This is a genomic window from Sulfitobacter sp. 1A13679, from assembly GCF_043557115.1.
Taxonomy (GTDB): Bacteria; Pseudomonadota; Alphaproteobacteria; order Rhodobacterales; family Rhodobacteraceae; genus Sulfitobacter; species Sulfitobacter faviae.
Genome location: NZ_JBIFFO010000018.1, coordinates 17236 through 39387, shown reverse-complemented (window position 1 = coordinate 39387; position 22152 = coordinate 17236). Strand labels below are relative to the sequence as shown.

19 protein-coding genes are annotated in these 22152 nt (G+C 64.5%); 10 read left to right on the top strand and 9 right to left on the bottom strand.

The features are described from left to right. The first annotated feature begins 27 nt into the window (after positions 1–27). From ACGYLA_RS14245 to ACGYLA_RS14235, 3 genes are all read left to right on the top strand, one after another. A complete protein-coding gene (locus ACGYLA_RS14245; protein WP_394433375.1) occupies positions 28–1179 on the top strand; it encodes an amidohydrolase in 1152 nt (383 codons plus the stop codon). An 82-nt stretch (positions 1180–1261) separates the two neighbouring features. Next, complete coding sequence (locus ACGYLA_RS14240; RefSeq protein WP_394433372.1) at positions 1262–2005, top strand: rhomboid family intramembrane serine protease; 744 nt, start codon at positions 1262–1264, stop codon at positions 2003–2005. Continuing rightward, positions 2002–2388: a GFA family protein gene (locus tag ACGYLA_RS14235; RefSeq protein ID WP_394433370.1), complete on the top strand. Its 387-nt coding sequence runs from the start codon at positions 2002–2004 to the stop codon at positions 2386–2388. The genes ACGYLA_RS14240 and ACGYLA_RS14235 overlap by 4 nt, the downstream gene beginning before the upstream one ends. On the opposite strand, the gene ACGYLA_RS14230 is transcribed toward ACGYLA_RS14235, so the two are convergent. The 3 genes from ACGYLA_RS14230 to ACGYLA_RS14220 all read right to left on the bottom strand — a co-directional run bounded on the left by ACGYLA_RS14230 (position 2361) and on the right by ACGYLA_RS14220 (position 6982). After that, entirely contained in the window at positions 2361–3476 is a 1116-nt protein-coding gene (locus ACGYLA_RS14230) for a DUF2235 domain-containing protein (protein WP_394433368.1), read from the bottom strand. The genes ACGYLA_RS14235 and ACGYLA_RS14230 overlap by 28 nt on opposite strands. After that, entirely contained in the window at positions 3454–5751 is a 2298-nt protein-coding gene (locus ACGYLA_RS14225; RefSeq protein WP_394433366.1) for a xanthine dehydrogenase family protein molybdopterin-binding subunit, read from the bottom strand. Before ACGYLA_RS14225 ends, ACGYLA_RS14230 begins: the two co-directional genes overlap by 23 nt. A gap of 70 nt (positions 5752–5821) precedes the next feature. After that, the gene (locus tag ACGYLA_RS14220; protein WP_394433364.1) at positions 5822–6982 is read right to left on the bottom strand and encodes a type III PLP-dependent enzyme; all 1161 of its coding nucleotides are present in this window, start codon (positions 6980–6982) and stop codon (positions 5822–5824) included. Positions 6983–7082: 100 nt separating this feature from the next. Between ACGYLA_RS14220 and ACGYLA_RS14215 the strand changes: the two genes are divergently transcribed. Together ACGYLA_RS14215 and ACGYLA_RS14210 are read left to right on the top strand one after the other, a co-directional pair. Next, complete coding sequence (locus tag ACGYLA_RS14215) at positions 7083–7523, top strand: Lrp/AsnC family transcriptional regulator (RefSeq protein ID WP_394433361.1); 441 nt, start codon at positions 7083–7085, stop codon at positions 7521–7523. An 89-nt stretch (positions 7524–7612) separates the two neighbouring features. Then, positions 7613–10546: a valine--tRNA ligase gene (locus ACGYLA_RS14210; protein ID WP_394433359.1), complete on the top strand. Its 2934-nt coding sequence runs from the start codon at positions 7613–7615 to the stop codon at positions 10544–10546. A 208-nt stretch (positions 10547–10754) separates the two neighbouring features. Here the strand turns inward: ACGYLA_RS14210 and ACGYLA_RS14205 are convergent, their stop codons facing one another. Beyond that, positions 10755–11546 (bottom strand): crotonase/enoyl-CoA hydratase family protein, encoded by a 792-nt coding sequence (locus ACGYLA_RS14205; RefSeq protein ID WP_394433357.1) that lies wholly within the window; start codon positions 11544–11546, stop codon positions 10755–10757. A 119-nt stretch (positions 11547–11665) separates the two neighbouring features. Between ACGYLA_RS14205 and ACGYLA_RS14200 the strand changes: the two genes are divergently transcribed. After that, a complete protein-coding gene (locus ACGYLA_RS14200) occupies positions 11666–12769 on the top strand; it encodes a pyridoxal phosphate-dependent aminotransferase (protein WP_394433355.1) in 1104 nt (367 codons plus the stop codon). On the opposite strand, the gene ACGYLA_RS14195 is transcribed toward ACGYLA_RS14200, so the two are convergent. Further along, positions 12766–13974, bottom strand: a complete 1209-nt coding sequence (locus ACGYLA_RS14195; RefSeq protein ID WP_394433353.1) for a pyridoxal-phosphate-dependent aminotransferase family protein — start codon at positions 13972–13974, stop codon at positions 12766–12768. The genes ACGYLA_RS14200 and ACGYLA_RS14195 overlap by 4 nt on opposite strands. A gap of 233 nt (positions 13975–14207) precedes the next feature. Between ACGYLA_RS14195 and ACGYLA_RS14190 the strand changes: the two genes are divergently transcribed. Continuing rightward, complete coding sequence (locus ACGYLA_RS14190; RefSeq protein ID WP_067265149.1) at positions 14208–16064, top strand: ABC transporter ATP-binding protein; 1857 nt, start codon at positions 14208–14210, stop codon at positions 16062–16064. 32 nt (positions 16065–16096) lie between these two features. Here ACGYLA_RS14190 and ACGYLA_RS14185 read toward each other — a convergent pair whose 3' ends face one another. Continuing rightward, positions 16097–16780, bottom strand: coding sequence for a TIGR04283 family arsenosugar biosynthesis glycosyltransferase (locus tag ACGYLA_RS14185; RefSeq protein ID WP_394433351.1), 684 nt, complete (start codon positions 16778–16780; stop codon positions 16097–16099). A gap of 64 nt (positions 16781–16844) precedes the next feature. On the opposite strand from ACGYLA_RS14185, the gene ACGYLA_RS14180 reads away from it, so the two are divergent. Beyond that, complete coding sequence (locus tag ACGYLA_RS14180) at positions 16845–17591, top strand: YgfZ/GcvT domain-containing protein (RefSeq protein WP_394433348.1); 747 nt, start codon at positions 16845–16847, stop codon at positions 17589–17591. Positions 17592–17676: 85 nt separating this feature from the next. Here ACGYLA_RS14180 and efp read toward each other — a convergent pair whose 3' ends face one another. Next, positions 17677–18240 (bottom strand): elongation factor P, encoded by a 564-nt coding sequence (efp, locus tag ACGYLA_RS14175; protein ID WP_067265157.1) that lies wholly within the window; start codon positions 18238–18240, stop codon positions 17677–17679. A 221-nt stretch (positions 18241–18461) separates the two neighbouring features. Between efp and ACGYLA_RS14170 the strand changes: the two genes are divergently transcribed. Beyond that, positions 18462–18782 (top strand): DUF6280 family protein, encoded by a 321-nt coding sequence (locus ACGYLA_RS14170; protein WP_007120494.1) that lies wholly within the window; start codon positions 18462–18464, stop codon positions 18780–18782. 128 nt (positions 18783–18910) lie between these two features. Further along, positions 18911–20368, top strand: coding sequence for a cobyric acid synthase (locus ACGYLA_RS14165; RefSeq protein WP_394433346.1), 1458 nt, complete (start codon positions 18911–18913; stop codon positions 20366–20368). Positions 20369–20400: 32 nt separating this feature from the next. Here ACGYLA_RS14165 and ACGYLA_RS14160 read toward each other — a convergent pair whose 3' ends face one another. Both ACGYLA_RS14160 and ACGYLA_RS14155 read right to left on the bottom strand, forming a co-directional pair. Beyond that, a complete protein-coding gene (locus ACGYLA_RS14160; RefSeq protein WP_394433448.1) occupies positions 20401–21513 on the bottom strand; it encodes an S-(hydroxymethyl)glutathione dehydrogenase/class III alcohol dehydrogenase in 1113 nt (370 codons plus the stop codon). 90 nt (positions 21514–21603) lie between these two features. Next, entirely contained in the window at positions 21604–22065 is a 462-nt protein-coding gene (locus ACGYLA_RS14155) for an Lrp/AsnC family transcriptional regulator (RefSeq protein ID WP_394433344.1), read from the bottom strand. Positions 22066–22152 lie beyond the last annotated feature (87 nt).

Genomic DNA, 22152 nt, shown 5'->3' with positions numbered 1-22152 from the left:
ACGGGCCGCGCAATTAGGGGGAGCGCCATGCTGACGAACCGCGATATCGAAGAGTTGACGCAGTTTCGCAGGGCGCTCCACCAATACCCCGAGATCTCGGGCGAGGAAGTGGAAACCGCCCGGACCATCGCGGCGGAACTGGAAAAGCTCCCCCCTACGCGCATCCTCACCGGCCTTGGCGGGCATGGGGTAGCGGCGGTTTTCGACAGCGGCAGCCCCGGCCCCACGGTGCTCTTCCGCGCGGAACTCGACGCCCTGCCGATCCCCGAGGAACATGACATTCCTTGGGTCTCCAAAGTGCCGGGCAAGTCCCACGTCTGCGGCCACGACGGCCATATGACCATGCTCTTGGCGCTCGGTCGGATGATCGCGCGCCGCCCCGTCGCGAAGGGCCGCGTGGTGCTGATGTTCCAACCGGCCGAGGAAGACGGCAGCGGCGCGCGGGCGGTGGTGAACGACCCCAGCTATGCCGAGATCGCTGCCGATTACGCCTTTGCCATCCATGTCGAGCCGGGCCGCCCCTTTGGCCATGTCGACACCGCGCCCGCGCTGATCAACTGCGCCTCGAAAGGCATCTCCGTCACCCTGCACGGCAAGACCGCCCATGCCGCCAGCCCCGAGGACGGCACCTCCCCCGCCCTCGCGCTGGCCGAGTTGATCCCGACGCTGCAAGCGCTCGGCCCCGGCGGGGCGCTGGACGATGACTTCCGCCTCGTTACCCTCACCCACCTGCGCATGGGCGAGCCGACCTTTGGCGTCGCCCCGGGCGAAGCGGCGCTTTACGCAACCCTGCGCAGCACCCGCGACGATGCTTTGGCTGAGATCGAAGCCGCCCTGCGCGCAGAGGTCGCTCGTGCCTCCAACGCCCATGGTTTGACGGCGACATTCGCCGAGTCCGATCATTTCGCCGCCTCCATCAACCACCCCGAGGCTTACGAGATCGCCGCCGCGGCGATGGATGCGCTCGGCGTGTCGCATGGGCAAATACACCTGCCGATGCGCGCCTCCGAGGATTTCGGCCTGTTCGGGCGCGATGCCAAGGCCGCGATGCTCTGCCTCGGCCCCGGCGAGGGCTATGCCGCCCTGCACAACCCCGATTACGATTTCCCCGATGATCTGATCCCCGTGGGCGCCGGTATTTTTGAGCGGATCGCGCGGGATTTGCTCGGTTCCGCTTGACAGATGCCCCGGCGGGCGCAGCTAACTGCGCTGATCCCTCCGCCGCTTGACGCTGCGGACGACTTGGCAAAGGCTGGCCCGCATGTTCCCGATCCGCGATCACAACCCCTCGGGCCGAACGCCCTTCGTCACCTATGCGCTGATGGCGCTCAACATCGGGGTGTTCCTGTCTTCCCTATCGCTGATGGCGGATGAGCGCGCCTTGGCCGAGTTTTACTATAGCTACGCCCTGCTACCCGCGCGGCTGAGCCATGGGGAGGGGTATTTCGGCCTCATCACCTCGCAATTCCTGCATGGCGGCTGGATGCATTTGTCGGGTAACATGCTGTTTTTGTGGATATTCGGCGACAATGTCGAAGATGAGATGGGCCATGGTCGCTATCTGCTGTTCTACCTTGCCTGCGGCATCGCCGCGGGTCTGGGCCAAGTCGTGACAGAACCGCTCTCATGGGTCCCCATGGTCGGAGCCTCAGGCGCGATCGCGGGGGTGATGGGGGGCTACCTGCTGCTCTTCCCCCGTGCCAAGGTCGACATTCTGGTGATCTTCATCGTGTTTTTCCGCATCTTCGCGATCCCCGCGTGGATCATGCTGGGCCTGTGGTTCGGGATGCAGTTCATCGGCGGGATCGGGGCCACGCCCGGCACTGGCGGTGTGGCCTACTGGGCCCATGCGGGCGGGTTCATCGCGGGGCTGGTGCTGACCCTGCCACTCTGGCTGAGGCGGGGCGGTTTCGCCTTTTGGCGGCAAACCCACGGCCATCCGCCCCATGCCGCCGCCGATTATGACCTGAGCGAAAGTCGCATTCCGAAAGTGAGACGCAAATGACCGAAACCTCCGAAACCCGCCGCGCCTCGTGCCACTGCGGGGCCGTGGTGATCGAAGCGCTGTTTCCGCGTGGGCTAGCCTCGGCCGCGCGCTGTACCTGCTCCTTTTGTCGCCGCCGTGCCGCCGCCACGGTGACCGCGCTTGCCGAGACGGTGACCGTGCTGAAAGGGGTCGAGAACCTTACGCGCTACACATGGGGCACGCATACCGCACAGCACTACTTCTGTAAGACCTGCGGCATCTACACCCACCACCGCCGCCGCTCGAACCCCGATGAATGCGGCGTGAACCTTGGTGCGATCGAAGGGGTCTTGCCGTGGGAGATGGAGCCGCTGCCCTATAGCGATGGCATCAATCACCCCTCGGACCGCGACCCCGGCTGAAGGCCGGAGATCACACCCTGCATCCGGGCCAGCAGCCCCGGCTGCGGCTGAGCCTGTTCGCGGCGCTGCTCCACGCTTTCGTGCAGTCGCTCGGACGGGTCCGCGCCCACCACCCGACGGCGGCGGGTCACCAGCATCTTGCCATAGCCGCGCCAGCGCCCGATGGAGGGCGCGGCGGGGTCTTGATCGAACCGCGTGGCCCAGCCTGCGGGCAGCGGCAGGCCGCTGTCCTCCATCCGCGATAGCAGCCAGACCAGCGGGATATTGGCCAAGGGGCGCGCGGCCTCATGCCCGCCCAACTGGCCACCCACGTCGCCATGGGTGCCGGGGAACCAGACCTGCTCAAGCCGCCCGTCATAGCCCGCGGGCGTGGTCCATAGCACCGGGGCATAGGCGACGCGGGTCTCGTTCAGGGCCAGCGCCTGAAAGCCGTTCTTCACGTTACGGCTCAGGTCATGGTTGTGAAACATGTGCAGCGGCTGCGAGAACCGCCAGAACAACGGCGCGTTGAGGCCCAGCGATTTGACCGTGTCCCAAACGCCGATTGCCTCGATCTCCACCTCGGGGTGGCAGTTGGCCCGTGCAAAGAGTTCGCCCGCCTTATTCAGATGATGCGCCTCGTAATGGCGGTAGACATCGCGGATGTTGCGCTCCGTCGCCACCTCGGCGCGCAGAAGCCCCACACGCTCGATCACCCCGGCGAGCGAACGCACCGCATAGCCACCGCGCGAATAGCCCATCAGGAAAATCCGATCTCCGGGACGGTAGCGCGAGGCGAGATAGCCATAGGCGCGCCGAATTTGCCGGTTGATCCCGCGCCCAAGGATCACATCCAACGCGCTGCGCCAATCGCGCCATTGCAGCCCCGGCTCGTAATAGATCGACAGGGCGCTGCCCATCTCGCGGCAGAGGCCATAGGCGATGCCCGCGTTGGTCTCGCGCCCTAGGTCGAGCGAGGACATGGTCCCGTCAAGGATGATGACATGGGTCACCGCCCCCCGGCGCGGGCCGAAATCGCTCTCAGGCCGCCGCCAGAACCGCCCGAAGAGCCGTTGGAACAGGGTTTTACTCGGCTGCGATTGCGGCACCTTGCAGCATCTCCCAGACCCGGTGCGGGGTGAACGGCATATCCGCCTGCCGCACGCCGCGTTCCCACAGGGCATCCTGCACCGCATTCGACACCGCCGCCAAGGCACCGACGGTGCCCGCCTCCCCGCAGCCCTTCATGCCCATGACATTGGCCGTGGAGGGCACCGGTTCGGAGGTGAAAGAGATCATCGGCATGTCCGCCGCGCGGGGCATGGCGTAGTCCATAAAGGTGGCGGTCAGAAGCTGGCCGTCCTCGTCGTATACCACGCGCTCCTGCACCGCCTGTCCGATGCCCTGGGCCACGCCTCCGTGGACCTGCCCCTCCGCCAGCATCGGGTTGATCAGATTGCCGAAATCATCGACCACCGTGTAACGGTCGAGCGTCACCACCCCGGTCTCGGGGTCGATCACCACCTCGGCCACATGCGCCCCGTTGGGATAGCTGCGCCCCGGCAGGCTGGCGCGTTCGTGGTGGCTGAGCAGATCGTCCCGGCCCTTGGCGCGGGCCATCTCGGCCACCTCCAGCATGGTCGGGCTGATGTTCGACCCTTCCGCGCGGAAGCGTTCGTCGTCAAAAGTGATATCCGCAGCAGCGACGCCTAACTCTTCGGCCAGAAAGGCGGTGAAGACTTCGGTGATCGTGGCCACGGTGGCCAAGGTCGCCGTGTTCTGCGTGGTGACCGAGCGTGAGCCGCCGGTGCCGCCACCTTTCTTGATCAGATCACTGTCGCCCTGCACCACGTCGATCCGCTCGGCGGGGATGCCGGTCTGGTCCGAGAGGAACTGCGCATAGACCGTCTCATGCCCCTGCCCATTGCTTTGGGTGCCGACATAGATCGTCACCCGGCCATCGCCCTCGAAAACCACTTTGGCCCCTTCGGAGGGGTCGCCCAGAATGCTCTCGATATAGTAGCACAGGCCCTGCCCGCGCAGCAGGCCACGCTTGGCATCCGCGCTACGGCGCGCGGCAAAGCCGTCGCGGTCGGCCTCTTGCCCCACCCGGGCCAGCAGCCGCGCGAAATCGCCCACGTCGTAGAGCTCGCCCGTGGCAGTGGTATAGGGGAATTGCTCAGGCTTGATGAAGTTGATCCGCCGCAACTCCCACGGATCGACGCCCAACTCTCGCGCCGCGCGGTCCATTAGCCGCTCCAGCACATAGATCGCCTCGGGCCTTCCGGCCCCGCGATAGGCGTCGACCTGCACGGTGTTGGTGTAGAACCCTTCGACATGCAGATAGGTGTCTTGCACGTCATAGACGCCCATCAAGACCTTGGAGAAGAGCTGCGACTGGATCGGCTGGCCGAACTGGCTGTTATAAGCCCCAAGGTTGCAGCGTGTATCGACACGGTAGGCGGTAATCTTGTGGTTTTCGTCAAAGGCAAACTCGGCCCAAGACACCAGATCGCGCCCGCCATTGTCAGTGAGCATGGCTTCGGTCCGCTCCGACATCCAGCGCACCGGACGGCCCAAGGCCCGCGCGGCTTGGGCCACGCAAAAATACTCCGGGTAGGTCATCGCCTTCATGCCGAACCCACCGCCTACATCGGGATTGGTCACGCGCACCGCGTCCTCGGGCAGGCCGAAGGCTTTGGTCAGGAACCCCTTATGCGCCCAGACGCCCTGCCCGCCAAGCGCCACATGCAAGCGGCCCTCGGTCCATTCGGCATAGCAGCCGCGCGGCTCCATGGAGTTGACGATGATGCGATTATCCCCCACCTCCAGCTTGACGCGATGGGCGGCCTTGGCAAAAGCCGCCTCGACCTTGGCCTCATCGCCCATATGCCAGTCAAAGGCGCGGTTGTCGGGGGCCTCTGCGTGCAGTGTCTCACCGCCCGGGGCGATATCTATCTTGGCGGGCAGATCGTCAGCGTCGAAAAGGATCATCTCCGCCGCGTCGCGGGCCTGCTGCAAACTTTCGGCCACCACCAGCGCCACCGGCTCGCCCACATAGCGCACGCGGTCCTTGGCCAGCAACGGGCGCAGCGGCGCCGCCCCTTTGCTGCCATCGCGGTTGTCGACGACCGTATGCGGCAGAGCGATATTCATTCCCGCCGCTTCCAGATCGGCGCAGGTCAGCACCAGATGCACGCCATCCGCCGCGCGGGCCTCATCTACGTCCAACTCAGTGATCACCCCATGGGCGACAGGCGCGCGGAAAAAGACGCCATGCAGCGCCTCGGCGGGGGCGATATCATCAACATAGCGGCCCGCACCGGTCAGGAAGCGGTGGTCTTCCACCCGTTTGACCGGTTGGCTTTTCCCGAACTTTTCCATCTGACACCGCCCTTGCTGCCCTGCCTCTTTCAGCGCAACAGTAGCGGGCGCGCCGCCAGTGTCCAGAGGCTCAGGCCGCCTTGCGGGTAAGCGCGCCTTCAAGGCTTGAAACCAGTGTCACCCCTGCCAACCCATAGCCATTAAAGGCGGTCGACATGGCGATGGAATAGGCCCCCATGCCCCCGAACAGGAGGTAATCCCCGGTTTGCGCATCTTCGGGCAGCGGCAGACCATCGGGCAGACGGTCCAGCGAATCGCAGGTCGGACCGAAAACCACACGCGGCTTGGCCGCCCCCTGACGCCGCATGCCATCGGGGCCGACCACATCGACGAGCCCCGAAAGCCCCATGTCGCGCAGATCGGGCAGCCCGCCATAGATACCATCGTTCAGAAAGACAGTGCGCCCGTCGTTGCGCATCCCTTTGATGCGGGTGGCCAACACGGCGGCATCGGCCGCCATCGCCCGGCCCGGCTCGCAGAGCAGCGCAGGCGCATCCGCGCCAAAGCTCTCGGCCAGCGCCGCTTTGACGGCGGCGAAGACAGCCCGGTGGTCCGGCGCGTCAAATCCGCGGTCCACGGCGAAGCCCCCGCCGATGTTCAACCGGTCGATCGAAACACCGGCCATGCGCAGAATATCCGCCGCCGCATGGACATATTGCACCCAAGCCTGCGGATCGTTGCACTGCGTGCCGGGGTGGAAACACATGGACGGCGTGAACCCCATCTCGACCACAGCGCGCAACAGCACCGCCGCCTCTTCAGGGACCGCGCCGAATTTCGAGCCGAAGTCATAGGCCGCGCCCTTCACCGGCAAGGCGAAGCGCACCGCCACCTCATTGCCGCGCGGCACGTCGCGCAGCTTGGCCAGTTCCGACATGTCATCGATCGACCAGCTATAGACCCCCGCCGCGATCCCTGCCTCGACCTCAGAAGGCGAGCGCACGGGGTTATTGTAATGCAAAACCGCCCGCGGACAGACCGCCCGCACCGCTGCCATCTCAGCCGGAGAGGCGACATCGAAGGTGGTGATCCCCGCCGCGACAAGGTTCGACAGCACCTCGGCCCGGTCGTTGGCCTTGACCGCATAGGTCACCAGCCCGTCGAAATCCGCCTGAAACCGCCGCGCGGTGGCTTGCAGCACCGATGGGGCCAGAAACAACACCGGCGCATCGGGGCTGTGTTTCGCTAGATAGGCTGCGGGCGTGTCGGAAAGGGGGGCGATATGCTGCATGGGGGCCTCTTCACTGCTTTTCCCCAGTGAAGCGCGGATTTCGGTCGATTCATCGTGTCATACCGCCTAAAGTGATGCGAACTTTGGGCGAAGTGACGACATGACAGCACAACTTGACGATACCGACCGCGCTTTGATCGCGGCGCTGCAATCCAATGCCCGCCAGCCGGTCGCCGATCTGGCGCGCGGTCTGGGCCTTGCCCGCACCACCGTTCAAGCCCGGCTAGAACGGTTGGAACGCTGCGGCGCCATCCTCGGCTATACGCTGCGTTTAGGCGAGACGGCCCGCGCGCCGCTGCATGCCACGGCACTGGTCAATATCGAGCTGCGTGCTGGCCCCGCCGTATTGGCGCGGCTGCGCAGCCTTCCGGCGGTGCAGGTGGTGCACACCACCTCGGGCCGCTTTGACCTGCTGGTGCAGATCGCGGCGCAGACCACGCAGGAGTTGGACGAGACCCTTGACCGCATCGGCGAGACACGCGGCGTCAAGGGGAGCGAGAGCCTGATCCACCTCAGCACCAAGATCGACCGCAGCGGCTAAGCCCTGCCCCCGCGCCTCACCCCCTGTCAGGGGTCTTTCCCTTACCGCGCCAGAGCGCTAAACGGGGCGCAACAAAAGGGATCATGACCATGGCACTCGAAAAGACCTTCAACGCCGCCGAGGCGGAAAGCCGCATCTACGTCGATTGGGAGACCAAGGGCGCGTTCAAAGCGGGCGCGAATGCGCAGCGGGATGAGCATTTCTCGGTGATGATCCCGCCGCCGAATGTCACAGGCTCGCTGCACATGGGCCATGCCTTCAACAACACGCTGCAGGACATCCTCGTGCGCTGGCACCGGATGCAGGGTTTCGACACCCTCTGGCAGCCCGGCCAAGACCACGCGGGCATCGCCACGCAGATGGTGGTGGAACGCGAGTTGGCCGCCACCGGCCAGCCGGGCCGTCGCGAGCTGGGCCGCGAGGCCTTCACCGCCAAGGTTTGGGAGCAAAAGCAGAAATCCGGCGGCACGATCATCGATCAGCTGCGCCGTCTGGGCGCCTCTTGCGACTGGTCGCGCAACGCCTTCACCATGTCCGGCGCGCCCGGTGCGCCTGCGGGCGAGGAAGGCAATTTCCACGATGCCGTGATCAAGGTCTTCGTGGACATGTACAACAAGGGGCTGATCTACCGCGGCAAGCGGCTGGTCAACTGGGACCCGCATTTCGAGACCGCGATCTCCGACCTCGAGGTCGAGAGCACCGAGGTCGATGGACATATGTGGCACTTCAAATATCCGTTGGCGGGGGGCGAGACCTATACCTACGTCGAGCGTGACGATGACGGTAACGTGGTATTCGAAGAGCAGCGCGATTATATCTCCATCGCCACCACCCGGCCCGAGACCATGCTCGGCGACGGTGCCGTTGCAGTTCATCCATCGGATGAGCGTTACGCCTCAATCATCGGGAAACTCTGTGAAATTCCCGTTGGCCCGAAAGAGCAGCGCCGCCTCATTCCGATCATCACCGACGAATATCCGGACAAGAACTTCGGCTCGGGCGCGGTGAAGATCACCGGCGCGCATGACTTCAACGACTACGGCGTGGCCAAGCGCAACAACATCCCGCTTTACGCGCTGATGGACACCCAAGGCCGGATGCGCGCCGATGGCCTGCCCTACGATCAGGCCGCCGCGCGCGCGCAGGCCATCGCCGATGGTTCCGAAGCCGCGCCCGAGGATGCGACCGAGATCAACCTCGTGCCGGAAGCCTACCGCGGCCTCGACCGTTTTGAGGCCCGCAAGCGCGTGGTCGCGGACGTGACCGCCGAGGGCCTCGCCGTGATGACCGAGGCGACCGACCCGCGCCTTGGCCGCGCCGCCAAGAAAGCCCCCGTCGAGCCCGGTGAAGGCGGTGAGATGCGCACCGAGGAAGAGAACCTCGTGCCGCTGGTCGAGGCTAAGAAGATCATGCAGCCCTTCGGCGACCGCTCCAAGGTGGTGATCGAGCCGATGCTGACCGACCAGTGGTTCGTCGCCACCGACAAGATCGTGCAGCCCGCCATCGACGCCGTGCGCTCGGGCGAAGTGACGATCCTGCCCGAGCAGGACCGCAAAGTGTACTTCCACTGGTTGGAGAACATCGAGCCGTGGTGCATCTCGCGCCAGCTCTGGTGGGGCCATCAGATCCCGGTGTGGTTCGACGACGAGGGCAACGAGTATTGCGCGCCGACCGAGGCTGAGGCGCAGGCCATGGCCCCCGGCAAGACCCTGCGCCGCGATCCCGATGTGCTCGACACGTGGTTTTCCTCCGGCCTTTGGCCCATCGGCACGCTGGGTTGGCCCGAGCAAACCGCGGAACTGGAAAAGTACTTCCCCACCTCCGTTCTGGTCACCGGTTTTGACATCATCTTCTTCTGGGTCGCCCGGATGATGATGATGCAATATGCCGTGGTCGATCAGAAACCTTTCGACACCGTCTATGTCCACGCGCTGGTGCGCGATGAGAAGGGCAAGAAGATGTCGAAGAGCTTGGGCAATGTGCTCGACCCGCTGGAGCTGATCGACGACTACGGCGCCGACGCCGTGCGCTTCACCCTGACCTCCATGGCCGCCATGGGGCGTGATCTGAAGCTCTCGACACAGCGCATCGCCGGCTATCGCAACTTCGGCACCAAGCTCTGGAACGCCCATCGCTTCGCCGAGATGAACGGCGTGTTTGAGGCCATGCCCGCTGGGATGCCCCAGCCCACCGCGACGCTGAACAAATGGATCGTGGGCGAGACCGCCCGCGTGCGCGAGGAGGTTGACGCCGCACTCGGCAACTTCCGCTTCAACGACGCGGCCAATGCGCTTTACGCCTTTGTCTGGGGCAAGGTCTGCGACTGGTATGTGGAGCTGTCGAAGCCGCTGATGCAGGACGACGCGCCCGAGGCCGAGGAAACCCGCGCCACCATGGCCTGGGTGCTGGAGCAATGCCTGATCCTGCTGCATCCGATCATGCCCTTCATCACCGAGGAACTTTGGCAGACCACCGCCAAGCGTGATGAGCTTCTGGCCCTCACCGATTGGCCCGCCTACACCACTGCCGATCTGCTCGATGCCGACGCGGACCGGGAGCTCAACTGGGTGATCGGCCTCATCGAGAGCATCCGCTCGGCCCGTCAGCAGATGCATGTGCCCGCTGGGCTGAAGGTGCCGATGCTGGTGACCGAGATGGACGAGGCGGCACAAGGCGCTTGGGACCGCAACGAGGTGATGATCAAGCGCCTGGCGCGGGTCGAGAGCCTTGAGAAAGCCGACAGCTTCCCGAAAGGCACCGTCTCGATCGCCGCCCCGGGGGCGAGCTTCGGCCTGCCCTTGGCCGGTCTCATCGACATCGATGCTGAGAAGGCGCGCCTGCAGAAGTCGCTCGACAAGCTGGGCAAGGAGATCGGTGGGCTGAAGGGGCGTTTGAATAACCCTAAATTCGCCGCCTCTGCGCCGGAAGAGGTCGTGGCCGAAGCGCAGGCGAATCTCGCGGCACGTCAGGAAGAGGCGGACCAATTGCAGGCCGCACTGGACCGGCTGGCGGAACTGGGCTGAGACCAACAAAGCCGGGCAGCGCCAGACCGCGGGGTGGCGCTGCATACGGGGCAGTTGGGCAGTTTATCTCTGCCGCGTTTATGCCAAGCTGACAGGAATGCACTTCGATTGCAAAAGCGCCAGCCCGGGGGGCGGTCTGGCGCTGCCCGGCGGCCTGCGGCCTTGATCCCGGGCTGGTTCGTTCAATGTGACCGGTTTGCAGGCCGGCTTACTTGAACACCGCGGGCCGCTTGCCGAATTCCGCCGCGATCACCTCCATCTGCTCGGGTTTGCCCAGCAGCGCCGCCTGCTCACGCGACTCGGCCAAGAGCACATCCGCATCCGATGCGCCCGTCTCCGCATATCCGATCAACCGCTTCGCCGTGCGGATCGCATTCGGCCCTTTGCCCGCGATCACCTGCGCCAGTTCCAGCGCGGCCGCCTGCGGATCATCGGCGACTTCCGTCACCAACCCCCAACGCTCGGCCTGCGCGGCGTCCACCGGCGCGGCGGTATAGGTCAACCGCCGCAACACGTCCGAGCGCACCAGACGCGGCAGCAGCACCATGCCGCCCATATCCGGCACGATGCCCCATTTCATCTCCATCACCGCGAGCTTCGTATCCGGCGCGGCAATCCGAATATCCGCCCCAAGCGCCAGCTGCATCCCGGCGCCAAAAACCACCCCATGCAGCGCCGCGATGACCGGGATTTCCAAACGGTGCCAAACCATCGACACCTCTTGCCATTTGTTCGTCGTGCCTTCGCCATGGCTGCGGGGCATGATCAACGCCTCGACATCCTGCCCCAGCATCCCCGAGAGCCCGCCGATATCAATGCCCGCGCAAAAGCCTTTGCCCTCGCCCGAGAGCAACACCACCCGGGCGTCCGAAGCCGCAACCTCCTGCCCTGCCGCGATGATCGCCTTGATCATCTCATCATCCACCGCGTTCATCTTGTCGGCGCGGGTGAGGGTCACATGGGCGATATGGTCTTCGATCCGGGTGGTGACGCGGGGCATGGCTGTTCTCCTGAATGTTTGGCGCAGTTCAGCGCAGATCACCGCGCGGCACCAGCAAAACGTGGCGGCAGGTGCTGCGGCACTTGCCCTCTCACGGGCCCGCCCCTACACCTTGGCGCATGACATATGCACGCCTTACCCCCCTCGCCCAACGTCTGCCCGCCAATGTCCCCTTCGTGGGCCCCGAAGCGCAGGAGCGCGTCCTTGGCCGCCCCTTCAAAGCCCGGCTTGGCGCCAATGAAAACGTCTTTGGCCCCTCGCCCCGCGCCATCGCGGCCATGGCAAAGACCGAGATGTGGAAATATGGCGATTCTGAAAGCGTGGAACTGCGCGCGGCGCTGGCCGAATTGCACGGCATCGCGCCCGAGAACATCATCGTCGGCGAAGGCATTGACGGGCTGCTGGGCTACCTCGTGCGCCTGCTGGTGGGCGAAGGCGATGCGGTGGTGACCTCCGAAGGCGCTTACCCAACCTTCAACTACCACGTCACGGGCTTTGGCGGCGTGCTGCACAAGGTGCCCTACCGCGACGATCACGAAGACCCGGCGGCGCTTTTCGCCAAGGCGGCGGAGGTGGATGCCAAGCTCGTCTACCTCGCGAACCCCGACAACCCGATGGGCACTTGGCATGAGGGCGCGGCACTGGCACGCGCGCTCGACGACCTGCCCCAAGGCAGCCTGCTTTTGCTGGATGAAGCCTATATCGAATGCGCCCCCGAGGGCACCGCGCCCGAACTTTCCGCCGATGACCCACGGGTGATCCGGATGCGCACCTTCTCCAAAGCCTACGGCCTTGCCGGGGCGCGGATCGGCTATGCCATTGCCGCGCCCGCGTTGATCACCGCCTTTCACAAGGTCCGCAATCACTTTGGCCTGAACCGCGCAGCGCAGGCGGGGGCCTTGGCGGCGGTGCAGGATCAGAGCTACCTGAAAGAGGTTCAGACCAAGATCGCCGAGGCGCGCCGCCGGATCGTCCAAATCGCTGAAGAAAACGGGCTGAGCACCCTCCCCTCTGCCGCCAATTTCGTTGCGGTCGACTGTGGCCGCGATGGCGCCTTCGCCAAGGCGGTGCTCGACGCGCTGGTGGCGCGGGGGATCTTCGTGCGCATGCCCTTTGCCGCCCCGCAAAACCGCTGCATCCGCATCAGTTGCAGCACGGCGGAGGAGCTGGATCACTTCGCCGCCGCCTTGCCCAAGGCCTTAACGGACGCGCGCGGGGCTTAAGCCCCGCCGATCACCTCCGCCGCCGCTTGCAAGGCGCCCGGGCCGTGGTCGATCTTCAGCGCCGAAAGCCCGGCTTCGATCCCGCCAAGCAGCCCCATGATCATATGGCCGTTCACATGGCCCATATGGCCAAGGCGGAAGAACCCGTGCCACGCAGGCTCCCCCGGCAGGGCCATGCCCAGCCCCACGCCCAGTGTCAGCCCCAGATTGCCCTGCACCCAGTCGCGTAACTCGGTCGCATGGGGCGCTTGCAGCCGCAGCGCGGTGACGGCATGGCTCCGCAGGGCGCGGTCTTCGATGTTGAAGCGCAGGCTGCCTTCCGCCGACCACGCCTCGCAGGCCGCCCAAACCGCACGGGCCAGCGTTTCATGGCGCTGCCAGACCTGCTCGATCCCTTCTTCATGGATGATGTCGAGGGCGGCGCGCAGGCCGTAGAGGTGATGCGTCGGCGCCGTGCCCCCGTGGTATTGATAAAACTCCTGCGCATGGGCGCGCGGCGACCAGTCCCAATAGCGGCTCACGCGGGGCAGACGCGCACGGGCTTCCTCGGCCCGGTCGTTGAAAAAGACGAAGGCCATGCCCGGCGGCACCATCAGCCCCTTTTGCGAAGCGGTGACCATGACATCGACACCCCAAGCGTCCATCTCAAAGCGCTCACAACCCAATGACGCGATGCAATCCGCCATCAAGAGCGCGGGATGGCCCGCCTCATCCAACAGGCGGCGCAGGCCCGGCACATCGTTGCGGACCGAGCTTGAGGTGTCCACATGCACCGCCATCACCGCTTTGATCTGATGGCCGCTATCGGCCTTCAAACGTTCGGCCACCTGCGTCAGATCGACGGGCGCGTTGCGGCCAAAGTCGAGGATATCCACCTCCGCCCCCAGCCCCGTCGCCATTTCGGCCCAGCCATGGCCGAAACGCCCCGTGGCCAGCACCAGCACCCGGTCGCCGGAGGCTATGACATTGCTCAGCGCAGCTTCCCAAGCGCCGTGGCCGTTGCTGATATACATCGCCACATGACGATCTGTACGCGCCACGCGCTTCAGGTCAGCGGCCAGCGCAGGCATCATTTCGACCAACTCGCCTTCATAGATATTGGGAGCCGCACGGTGCATCGCGCTCAGCACCGCGTCGGGCATGACCGAGGGGCCGGGAATGGCGAGGTACGAACGACCGGGGGCGAGTTTATTCTGCTTTGTCATGATATTGGCTGCCGTTTTGAAAATGCGTGACCGGGGGACGGTCGGGCGCAGCTTACTGCCCGGCAGGCCGGGGTCAACACGCGATCGGACCTTAGGTAAGGCGCGCCCCCGCGCCGCCCTTCCACCCGCTCAGGCCACCCCCTGCCCGCCTTGCCCGACCTGCGCGACGGCTTGCCCTGCCTGCGCGGCTTTCGTACACGGGATCCGACTGCCCAAAAGGATCAGGCACCGGTATGAATGATGACAGTTACACCTCCGCGCAGTTGATGCGCTGGCTTTGGCGGGACTATCTAAAGAAACACACCGGTCTGATGGCCATCGCGGTGATCTTCATGATCATCGAAGGCTCGACCTTGGGCGTGCTGGCGAAACTGATGGAGCCGATGTTTGACCGCGTCTTCGTCGGTGGTGACCGCGGGGCGCTGGTTTGGGTCGGGCTGGTGCTGGTGGCGATCTTTGCGCTGCGGGCGCTCGCCACGGTGGTGCAAAAGGTGCTGCTGACCCGCGTGGCACAGCGCACGGCAGCGGACCTGCGCATCGACCTGCTCGACCGGATGATGCAGCAAGACGGTGCCTTTCACCAAAGCCACCCGCCCGGCTTTCTTGTCCAGCGCGTGCAATCGGATGTGAATGCGGTCAGCGATGTCTGGCGCGCGGTAATCACCGGCGCGGGGCGCGATCTGGTGGGGCTGGTGATCCTCATGGGCGTGGCCATCGCGATTGACCCGATTTGGGCACTTTTGGCGATGGTCGGCGTGCCGCTGATGGTGCTGCCCGCCGCCATCGCCCAGCGTTTCGTCCGCGCCCGCTCCCGCGAGGCGCGCGATATCGGGGCCAGCCTTTCGACCCGGCTGGACGAGGTTTTCCACGGCATCGTGCAGATCAAGCTCAACGCGCTAGAGGACTACCAAGCCCGGCAATACCGCGAGTTGACGCGCACCTTTATTCGCACCGAAGTCCGTGCCGCCTTTGGCAACTCCGCGATCCCGGCGATGATCGACATCATGTCGGGCATCGGCTTCATGGCCGTGATCGTCTACGGCGGGTCCGAGATCATCGCGGGCAACAAAACCATTGGCGAGTTCATGACCTTCTTTACCTCGCTGGGGTTCATGTTCTCCCCCCTGCGCCGCCTTGGTGCGATCAGCGGCCTATGGCAGATGGCCGCCGCCGCGCTGGAACGTATCAAGGAATTGCTCGATGCGCCCCTGCACCTGCGCAGCCCCGACAAAGCGCAGGCCGCGCCCGATGGCCCGCCCGATGTGACCCTGACAGATGTCTCGCTCTCCTACGGCGACACGAAGGTGTTGAACGGCTTGGACCTGACCGCGAAAGCGGGCCAGACGACCGCACTGGTCGGCGCCTCGGGGGCGGGGAAATCGACCATCTTCAACCTGCTCACCCGGCTGGTGGATCCACAAAGCGGCAGCGTGCGGATCGGCGGGGTCGACACCAGCGCGATGACCATACCGGACCTGCGCGGCCTCTTCTCTGTCGTGACGCAGGAAGCGCTCTTGTTCGATGAAACCCTGCGCGAGAACATCGTGCTGGGCCGCGAGAATGTCACCGACGAAGAGCTCGACCGTGTGCTGAAAGCCGCCCATGTGGCGGACTTCCTGCCGCAGTTGGAACAGGGGCTGGAAACCCGCGTCGGCCCACGCGGCTCAGCCCTGTCGGGCGGGCAGCGCCAGCGCGTGGTGATCGCCCGCGCCCTGCTGCGCGACACGCCGATCCTGCTGCTGGATGAGGCCACCAGCGCCTTGGACGCGCAATCGGAACAGGTCGTGCAGGATGCGCTTGATCGCCTCGCCAAGGGCCGCACCACCATCGTCATCGCGCACCGGCTGTCGACCATCCGCAGCGCGGATAAGATCGTGGTGATGGACCGGGGCCGCGTCACCGATGAGGGCACCCATGACGAGCTGATGGAACGCGGCGGCATCTATGCCGACCTCTACCGCCTGCAATATCGCGACGGAAAGACCGTATCGGACGCCCGCGGCCTCAGCGCCCTCTCCGCGAAGAAACGCCGCGAAAGGGCGCGCCAGCCCAATCTGCTCCAACGGATCGGGGCGGCGTTCTTTAACTGAATGCGCGGGGCGTGGGCAAACCCGCGCCCCTTTCACGAACGCCGGTAGCTTTCGGCGAGCGCCTCGGGGCTGGCCCCCATCGCATAGCGGGTCAGTGTCCAGAGATTGCGCCCCCCGCGCCGCAGCCAGCCCTGACGGCGGTATTTCTCAGCACTGGTCACGGCGACGCCATTGAGCCGGCTCAAGCGACCGCGCAGGGCGCGGGCCAGTGCTACGTCCTCCATCAGCGGCTGATCGGGATAGCCGCCCACCGCGTCATAAAGCGCGCGGGGCAACAGCAACCCCTGATCTCCATAGGGCAGGCCAAGACCACTGCGCAGGTTCGCCCAGCCCGCCACCAAGCGCGGCGCCAGACCGCGCTGATCGAAGCGCAGGCGGAACCACCCCGCGCCTTCGGCCCTGTGCGCCATGTGATCCTGCACCGCATCGCTCCAGCCCGGGGCCAGCACCGTGTCGGCGTGCAGCACCAAGAGCCATGCGCCCTGCGCCGCGTCGCACCCACGCCGCAACTGCCCCCCCCGCGAAGGCGCGCCCGAGACGACCTCAGCCCCCCAGCCGTCGGCCAGCGCGCGCGTGCCATCCGTGGAGCCGCCATCGCTCAAGATCACCTCGCGGATCAGCCCGGCCTGCAAGCCTTCGACCAGAGCGGCGAGGCAAGCGGGCAGCGCCGTGGCCGCGTTAAGGCTGGGAATGACTACAGAGATCGGCGCGCGCATGGTTGCCCCTTTTGGATGGCTTTGACAGGTTATATGTCATGGCCAGCAATCGAAGGACACCCGCATGACCCCGCGCCGCATTCTGCGCCTCTCCGGCCCCGACACCCGCGACTTTTTGCAAGGAATCGTGACCAATGACGTCGGCAAACTGGACCAAGGCCCGGTCTATGCCGCCCTGCTGACGCCGCAGGGCAAATATATGGCCGATTTCTTTCTGATCGCCGATGGCGATAACGTCCTGCTGGACGTGGACGAAAGGCTCGGTGATATGCTGACCCAGCGGCTGTCGATGTACAAGCTGCGGGCGAAGGTGACCATTGAGTCCACGGGCCTACACCTGCACCGTGGCACCGGCCCCGCGCCCGATGATGCCGTGGCCGATCCGCGTCATCCTGAAATGGGCTGGCGCGCCTATCGCGACACGCCGCAGACCGAAGACACGACCGATTGGGACGCTCTGCGCGTGGCGCATCTGATCCCCGAGGCGGGGATCGAACTCACCCCCGATACCTTTATCCTTGAGGCGGGGTTCGATCGGATCAACGGGCTGGATTTCCGCAAAGGCTGCTATGTCGGCCAAGAGGTGACCGCCCGGATGAAACACAAGACCGAGTTGCGCAAAGGGCTGACCCGGGTCGAGGTCAGCGGCAGCGCCGCCCCCGGCACGGCAATCACGGCAGAGGGGAAACCCGCGGGCACGCTTTACACCCAAGCGGGCGGTCAGGCTTTGGCGCATTTGCGGTTCGACCGCGCCAAAGGCCCGATGCAAGCCGAAGGTGCAGAGGTCACTTGGCCCGGCCCTGCGACCTGAGCACCGCGCGCCGCTGAAAGGCCCCACGAAACAAAAAGCCCCGGCAAAACCGGGGCTGATCTCCTTTACCAAAGATGACGTCGCGTCAGGCCCGTTCGACATATTCCATGGTTTCCGTGTTCACGACGATGTCTTCGTCTTGGCCCACGAAGGGCGGCACGGTGATCTTCACACCGTTGTCGAGCACAGCAGGCTTGAAGGAATTCGCCGCCGTCTGGCCCTTCACCACCGGCTCGGTCTCGGCCACTTTGCAGGTCACCTTCTGCGGCAGCGAGGCGTTCAGCGCCTCTTCCTCGTGATATTCGACCACGATCATCATGCCGTCCTGCAAGAAGGGGCGGCGCTCTCCCAAAAGCTCGGCAGGCAGCTGCACCTGCTCATAGGTTTCGGTGTCCATCACCACCAGCATACCATCGTCTTCATACAGAAATTGCTGGTCTTTTTGCTCCAAACGCACCCGCTCGACCTTGTCGGCGGAACGGAAGCGTTCGTTCAATTTGGAGCCGTTGCGCAGGTTGCGCATCTCGACTTGGGCAAAGGCGCCGCCCTTGCCGGGCTTCACGTGATCGACCTTCACAGCCGCCCAGAGGCCACCGTTATGTTCAAGGACGTTTCCGGGGCGGATCTCGTTTCCGTTAATCTTGGGCATGTGACAAAACCACGACATAAGGTTGATGATATGATGTTCGGGTCTATATCGGGAGGGATGGTCCCCTGCAAGCAGGCGTTATTCTCTGCTGCCACACCAACTAGATATGCGCAAGCTGCATGGGAGATATGCTAAATAGAGGTATCCGAATCAAAAGATATCCGTCATAAGGGCCTCCACGCCCGAATGACAAGAGCAAGAATAATCGAAAGGACGACGAGATGAAAGATTTCGTTGATGGCACCGCTTTCAACAACGAGCAAGGCAACCGCGCACGCAAGCTCTTTGCTGCTGTGGTGCTAGCTGCTTTGGATGACGCAATTGCCGATGACAAGAAATATGGCAACGGCCCTGAACAGATCGCCCGCTGGGCCCGCTCGCGCGATGGCCGCGAGGTTCTGAGCTGTGCCGGTATCGACCCCAACGAGCGGGTCGTCGAAGGTTTGATGGAATTCGTCGGCAAAGGCGTGCGGACCTCCGTCGCCCTGTCGCGTGAAGAATCCGAGCGCCGCAATGCCGCGCTGCAGGCCGAAGCCGCCTGAGACATATACGCCAAACGGCGCAATTGACGCAGCCTTCGGGCTGCGTTTTTTTGTGTCTGCCCCCCGGCGATGGGCTTTCCCCTGCCGCTGATTTGCGCCAATTTGCGCGAAACCAAGGGCAAGCAGATATGACCAAAGCCATCATGATCCAAGGCACCGGCAGCAATGTCGGCAAGTCGATGATCGTCGCCGGATTGATCCGCGCCTGCGCCCGGCGTGGCCTGCGTGTGCGCCCTTTCAAACCGCAGAACATGTCCAACAACGCCGCCGTCACCGAAGACGGGGGCGAGATTGGCCGCGCGCAGGCGTTGCAGGCCCGCGCGGCGGGCGTGGCCCCGCATACGGATATGAACCCGGTGCTGCTGAAACCCCAGAGCGCCACCGGCGCGCAGGTGGTGGTGCAAGGCAGGATCGCAGGCCAGCAAGAGGCGCGGGAATTTGGCCGCAACAAAGCCAGCCTGATGCCCGCGGTACTGCAATCCTTTCACCGTTTGGCCGAAAGCTGCGACCTGATCGTGATCGAGGGTGCGGGCTCCCCGGCTGAGACGAACCTGCGGGCGGGCGACATCGCCAATATGGGCTTTGCCCGCGCCGCCGGGGTGTCGGTGGTGCTGATGGGCGACATCGACCGCGGCGGGGTGATCGCGCAGATCGTCGGCACACAGGCTGTGCTCTCCCCTGAGGATAACGCGCTGATCCGCGGCTTTGCGGTGAACAAATTCCGCGGCGACCGCAGTCTCTTTGACGCGGGGCGCGATGACATCGCCGCGCGTACCGGCTGGCCGAGCCTTGGGGTGATCCCGTGGTTCGACGCCGCCCACCGCCTGCCCGCCGAAGACGTGATGGACCTGCCCGCCCGCGCGCGCTCTGGCGGGTCGGGCTGTGTTATCGCCGTGCCGCGCCTGCCCCGGATCGCCAATTTCGATGACCTCGATCCGCTGGCGGCTGAGCCGGGCGTCGACCTGCGGATGATCATGCCGGGCAGCCATTTGCCCGCCGAGGCCGATCTGGTGCTCATGGTCGGCAGTAAATCCACGATCTCCGACCTCGAAGCCTTCCGGGCCGAGGGGTGGGACATCGACCTTGCCGCCCATATCCGGCGCGGCGGCCATGTGCTGGGCCTTTGCGGCGGCTATCAGATGCTGGGCAAGACCATCACCGATCCCGAGGGGATCGAAGGCCCGGCGGCGCGGGTGGCGGGGCTGGGGCATTTGGATGTAGAAACCACGATGGCCCCGCTGAAACATCTGTCGGAAAAGGTCGGCCAGCACCCCGCCAGCGGCACCGCCCTCACTGGCTATGAGATCCATATCGGAGAAACCACCGGCCCCGATTGCGCCCGCGCGTGGCTGGCTTTCGACGGCACGCCCGAGGGCGCGGCCTCCCCTTCGGGCCGGGTGCAGGGCTGCTATATGCACGGGATTTTCAGCTCGGATGCCTTCCGTCGCGCCTATCTTGGCGGCTTCGGCGTCACCTCATCGCTGGATTTTGAAACCGGGGTGGAAGAGGTGCTGGACGCGCTGGCCGATCATGTCGAGACCTATATGGATGTCGACCTGTTCCTCTCCCTCGCGGCAGAGGTCTAGGCTGGAGCGCGCGCAGCCCTCCAGCCCAACGCTTAAAACTCGACGACTGCGCGGATCGATTCACCCTTGTGCATCAGATCGAAGCCTTCGTTGATCTGATCCAAAGTCAGTTTATGGGTGATCATCGGGTCGATCTCAATCTTGCCGTTCATGTACCAATCGACGATCTTGGGCACATCCGTCCGCCCCTTGGCCCCGCCAAAGGCGGTGCCGCGCCAGACCCGACCGGTGACCAGTTGGAAAGGCCGCGTCGAAATCTCGGCCCCCGCGGGTGCCACGCCGATGATGATGCTCTCGCCCCAGCCCTTATGCGCGCATTCCAGCGCGTCGCGCATGACTTTGGTGTTGCCCGTGGCGTCAAAGGAATAATCCGCACCGCCCTTGGTCAGCTCAACCAGATGCGCCACCAGATCGCCCTCGACCTTCGAAGGGTTCACGAAATCGGTCATACCGAAGTAACGCGCGGCCTCTTCCTTGTCGTCATTAAGGTCGACGCCCACGATCTGATCCGCCCCGGCCATTCGCAGCCCCTGAATGACGTTCAGCCCGATGCCGCCCAGTCCAAAGACCACGCAACGCGCGCCCAACTCGACCTTGGCGGTGTTAATGACGGCACCGATGCCGGTGGTGACGCCACAGCCGATGTAGCAAATCTTGTCAAAAGGCGCGTCCTTGCGCACTTTCGCCAACGCGATTTCGGGCACCACGGTGTGATTGGCGAAGGTCGAACAGCCCATGTAGTGGTGGATCGGCGTGCCATCTAGCATTGAGAAGCGTGTCGTGCCATCGGGCAGCTTACCTTGGCCTTGGGTCACGCGGATCGCCTGACACAGGTTGGTCTTACCGCTGAGACAATATTCGCACTCCCGGCATTCCGGCGTGTAGAGCGGGATGACGTGATCGCCCGGCTCCAGCGTAGTGACACCCTCGCCCACTTCCAGCACGACGCCCGCCCCCTCATGGCCGAGGATGGCGGGGAAGATGCCTTCGGGGTCGTCGCCCGAGCGGGTGAACTCATCGGTGTGGCACAGGCCGGTCGCCTTGATCTCGACCAAGACCTCGCCCCGTTTCGGGCCTTCGAGGTTCACCTCCATGATTTCAAGCGGTTTGCCGGCTTCCACGGCAACGGCGGCACGGGTTCTCATCATGGGTCTCTCCTTCGGGTGTGATCTTTGTTGCTTTATGAAGCACGCATGCGGCAAATGTCCAACGCAGAAAACGCCGCCCTGATCGCCTCAACCGGTGATCGGCGCGTCGGATTTGATCTGCCGCAGGATCACATTCGTCGTGGCCGAATTCACCGCCGGATGCAGGAACAAAAAGCTCTCCAAAAAGGCGTTATAGGCGTCGATATCGCGGCACAGCACGCGCAGGTGATAATCCGCTTGGCCCGTGGTGGCGAAACACTCCGTCACCTCTGTCCGGCTTTGGATCGCGCGGATGAAACTGGCGAGGGCCGAGGCGTCATGCCGCGTCAGATGCACATGCACCATTGCCTCGAACCCCAGCCCCATCGCCTTGGGGTCGACCACGGCGGCGTAACGTTTGATCACCCCCGCCTGCTCCAACGCCTTGACCCGCCGCCAGCAGGCGGAAGCGGATATGTTCAGCTTTGCGGCCAGCTGTGCGTTGGGCAGGCGCGAATCCTGCTGGAGCAGGAACACAAGCTGTCGGTCCGTCGCATCCATTTCAGTCATCGGGTAAATCTTTCATTCTGAAAAGTTCTTCCGGATAATTTATTCAGACATCCGCGACAAAGCCAGTAAAATTGGTGCAAAAATTCG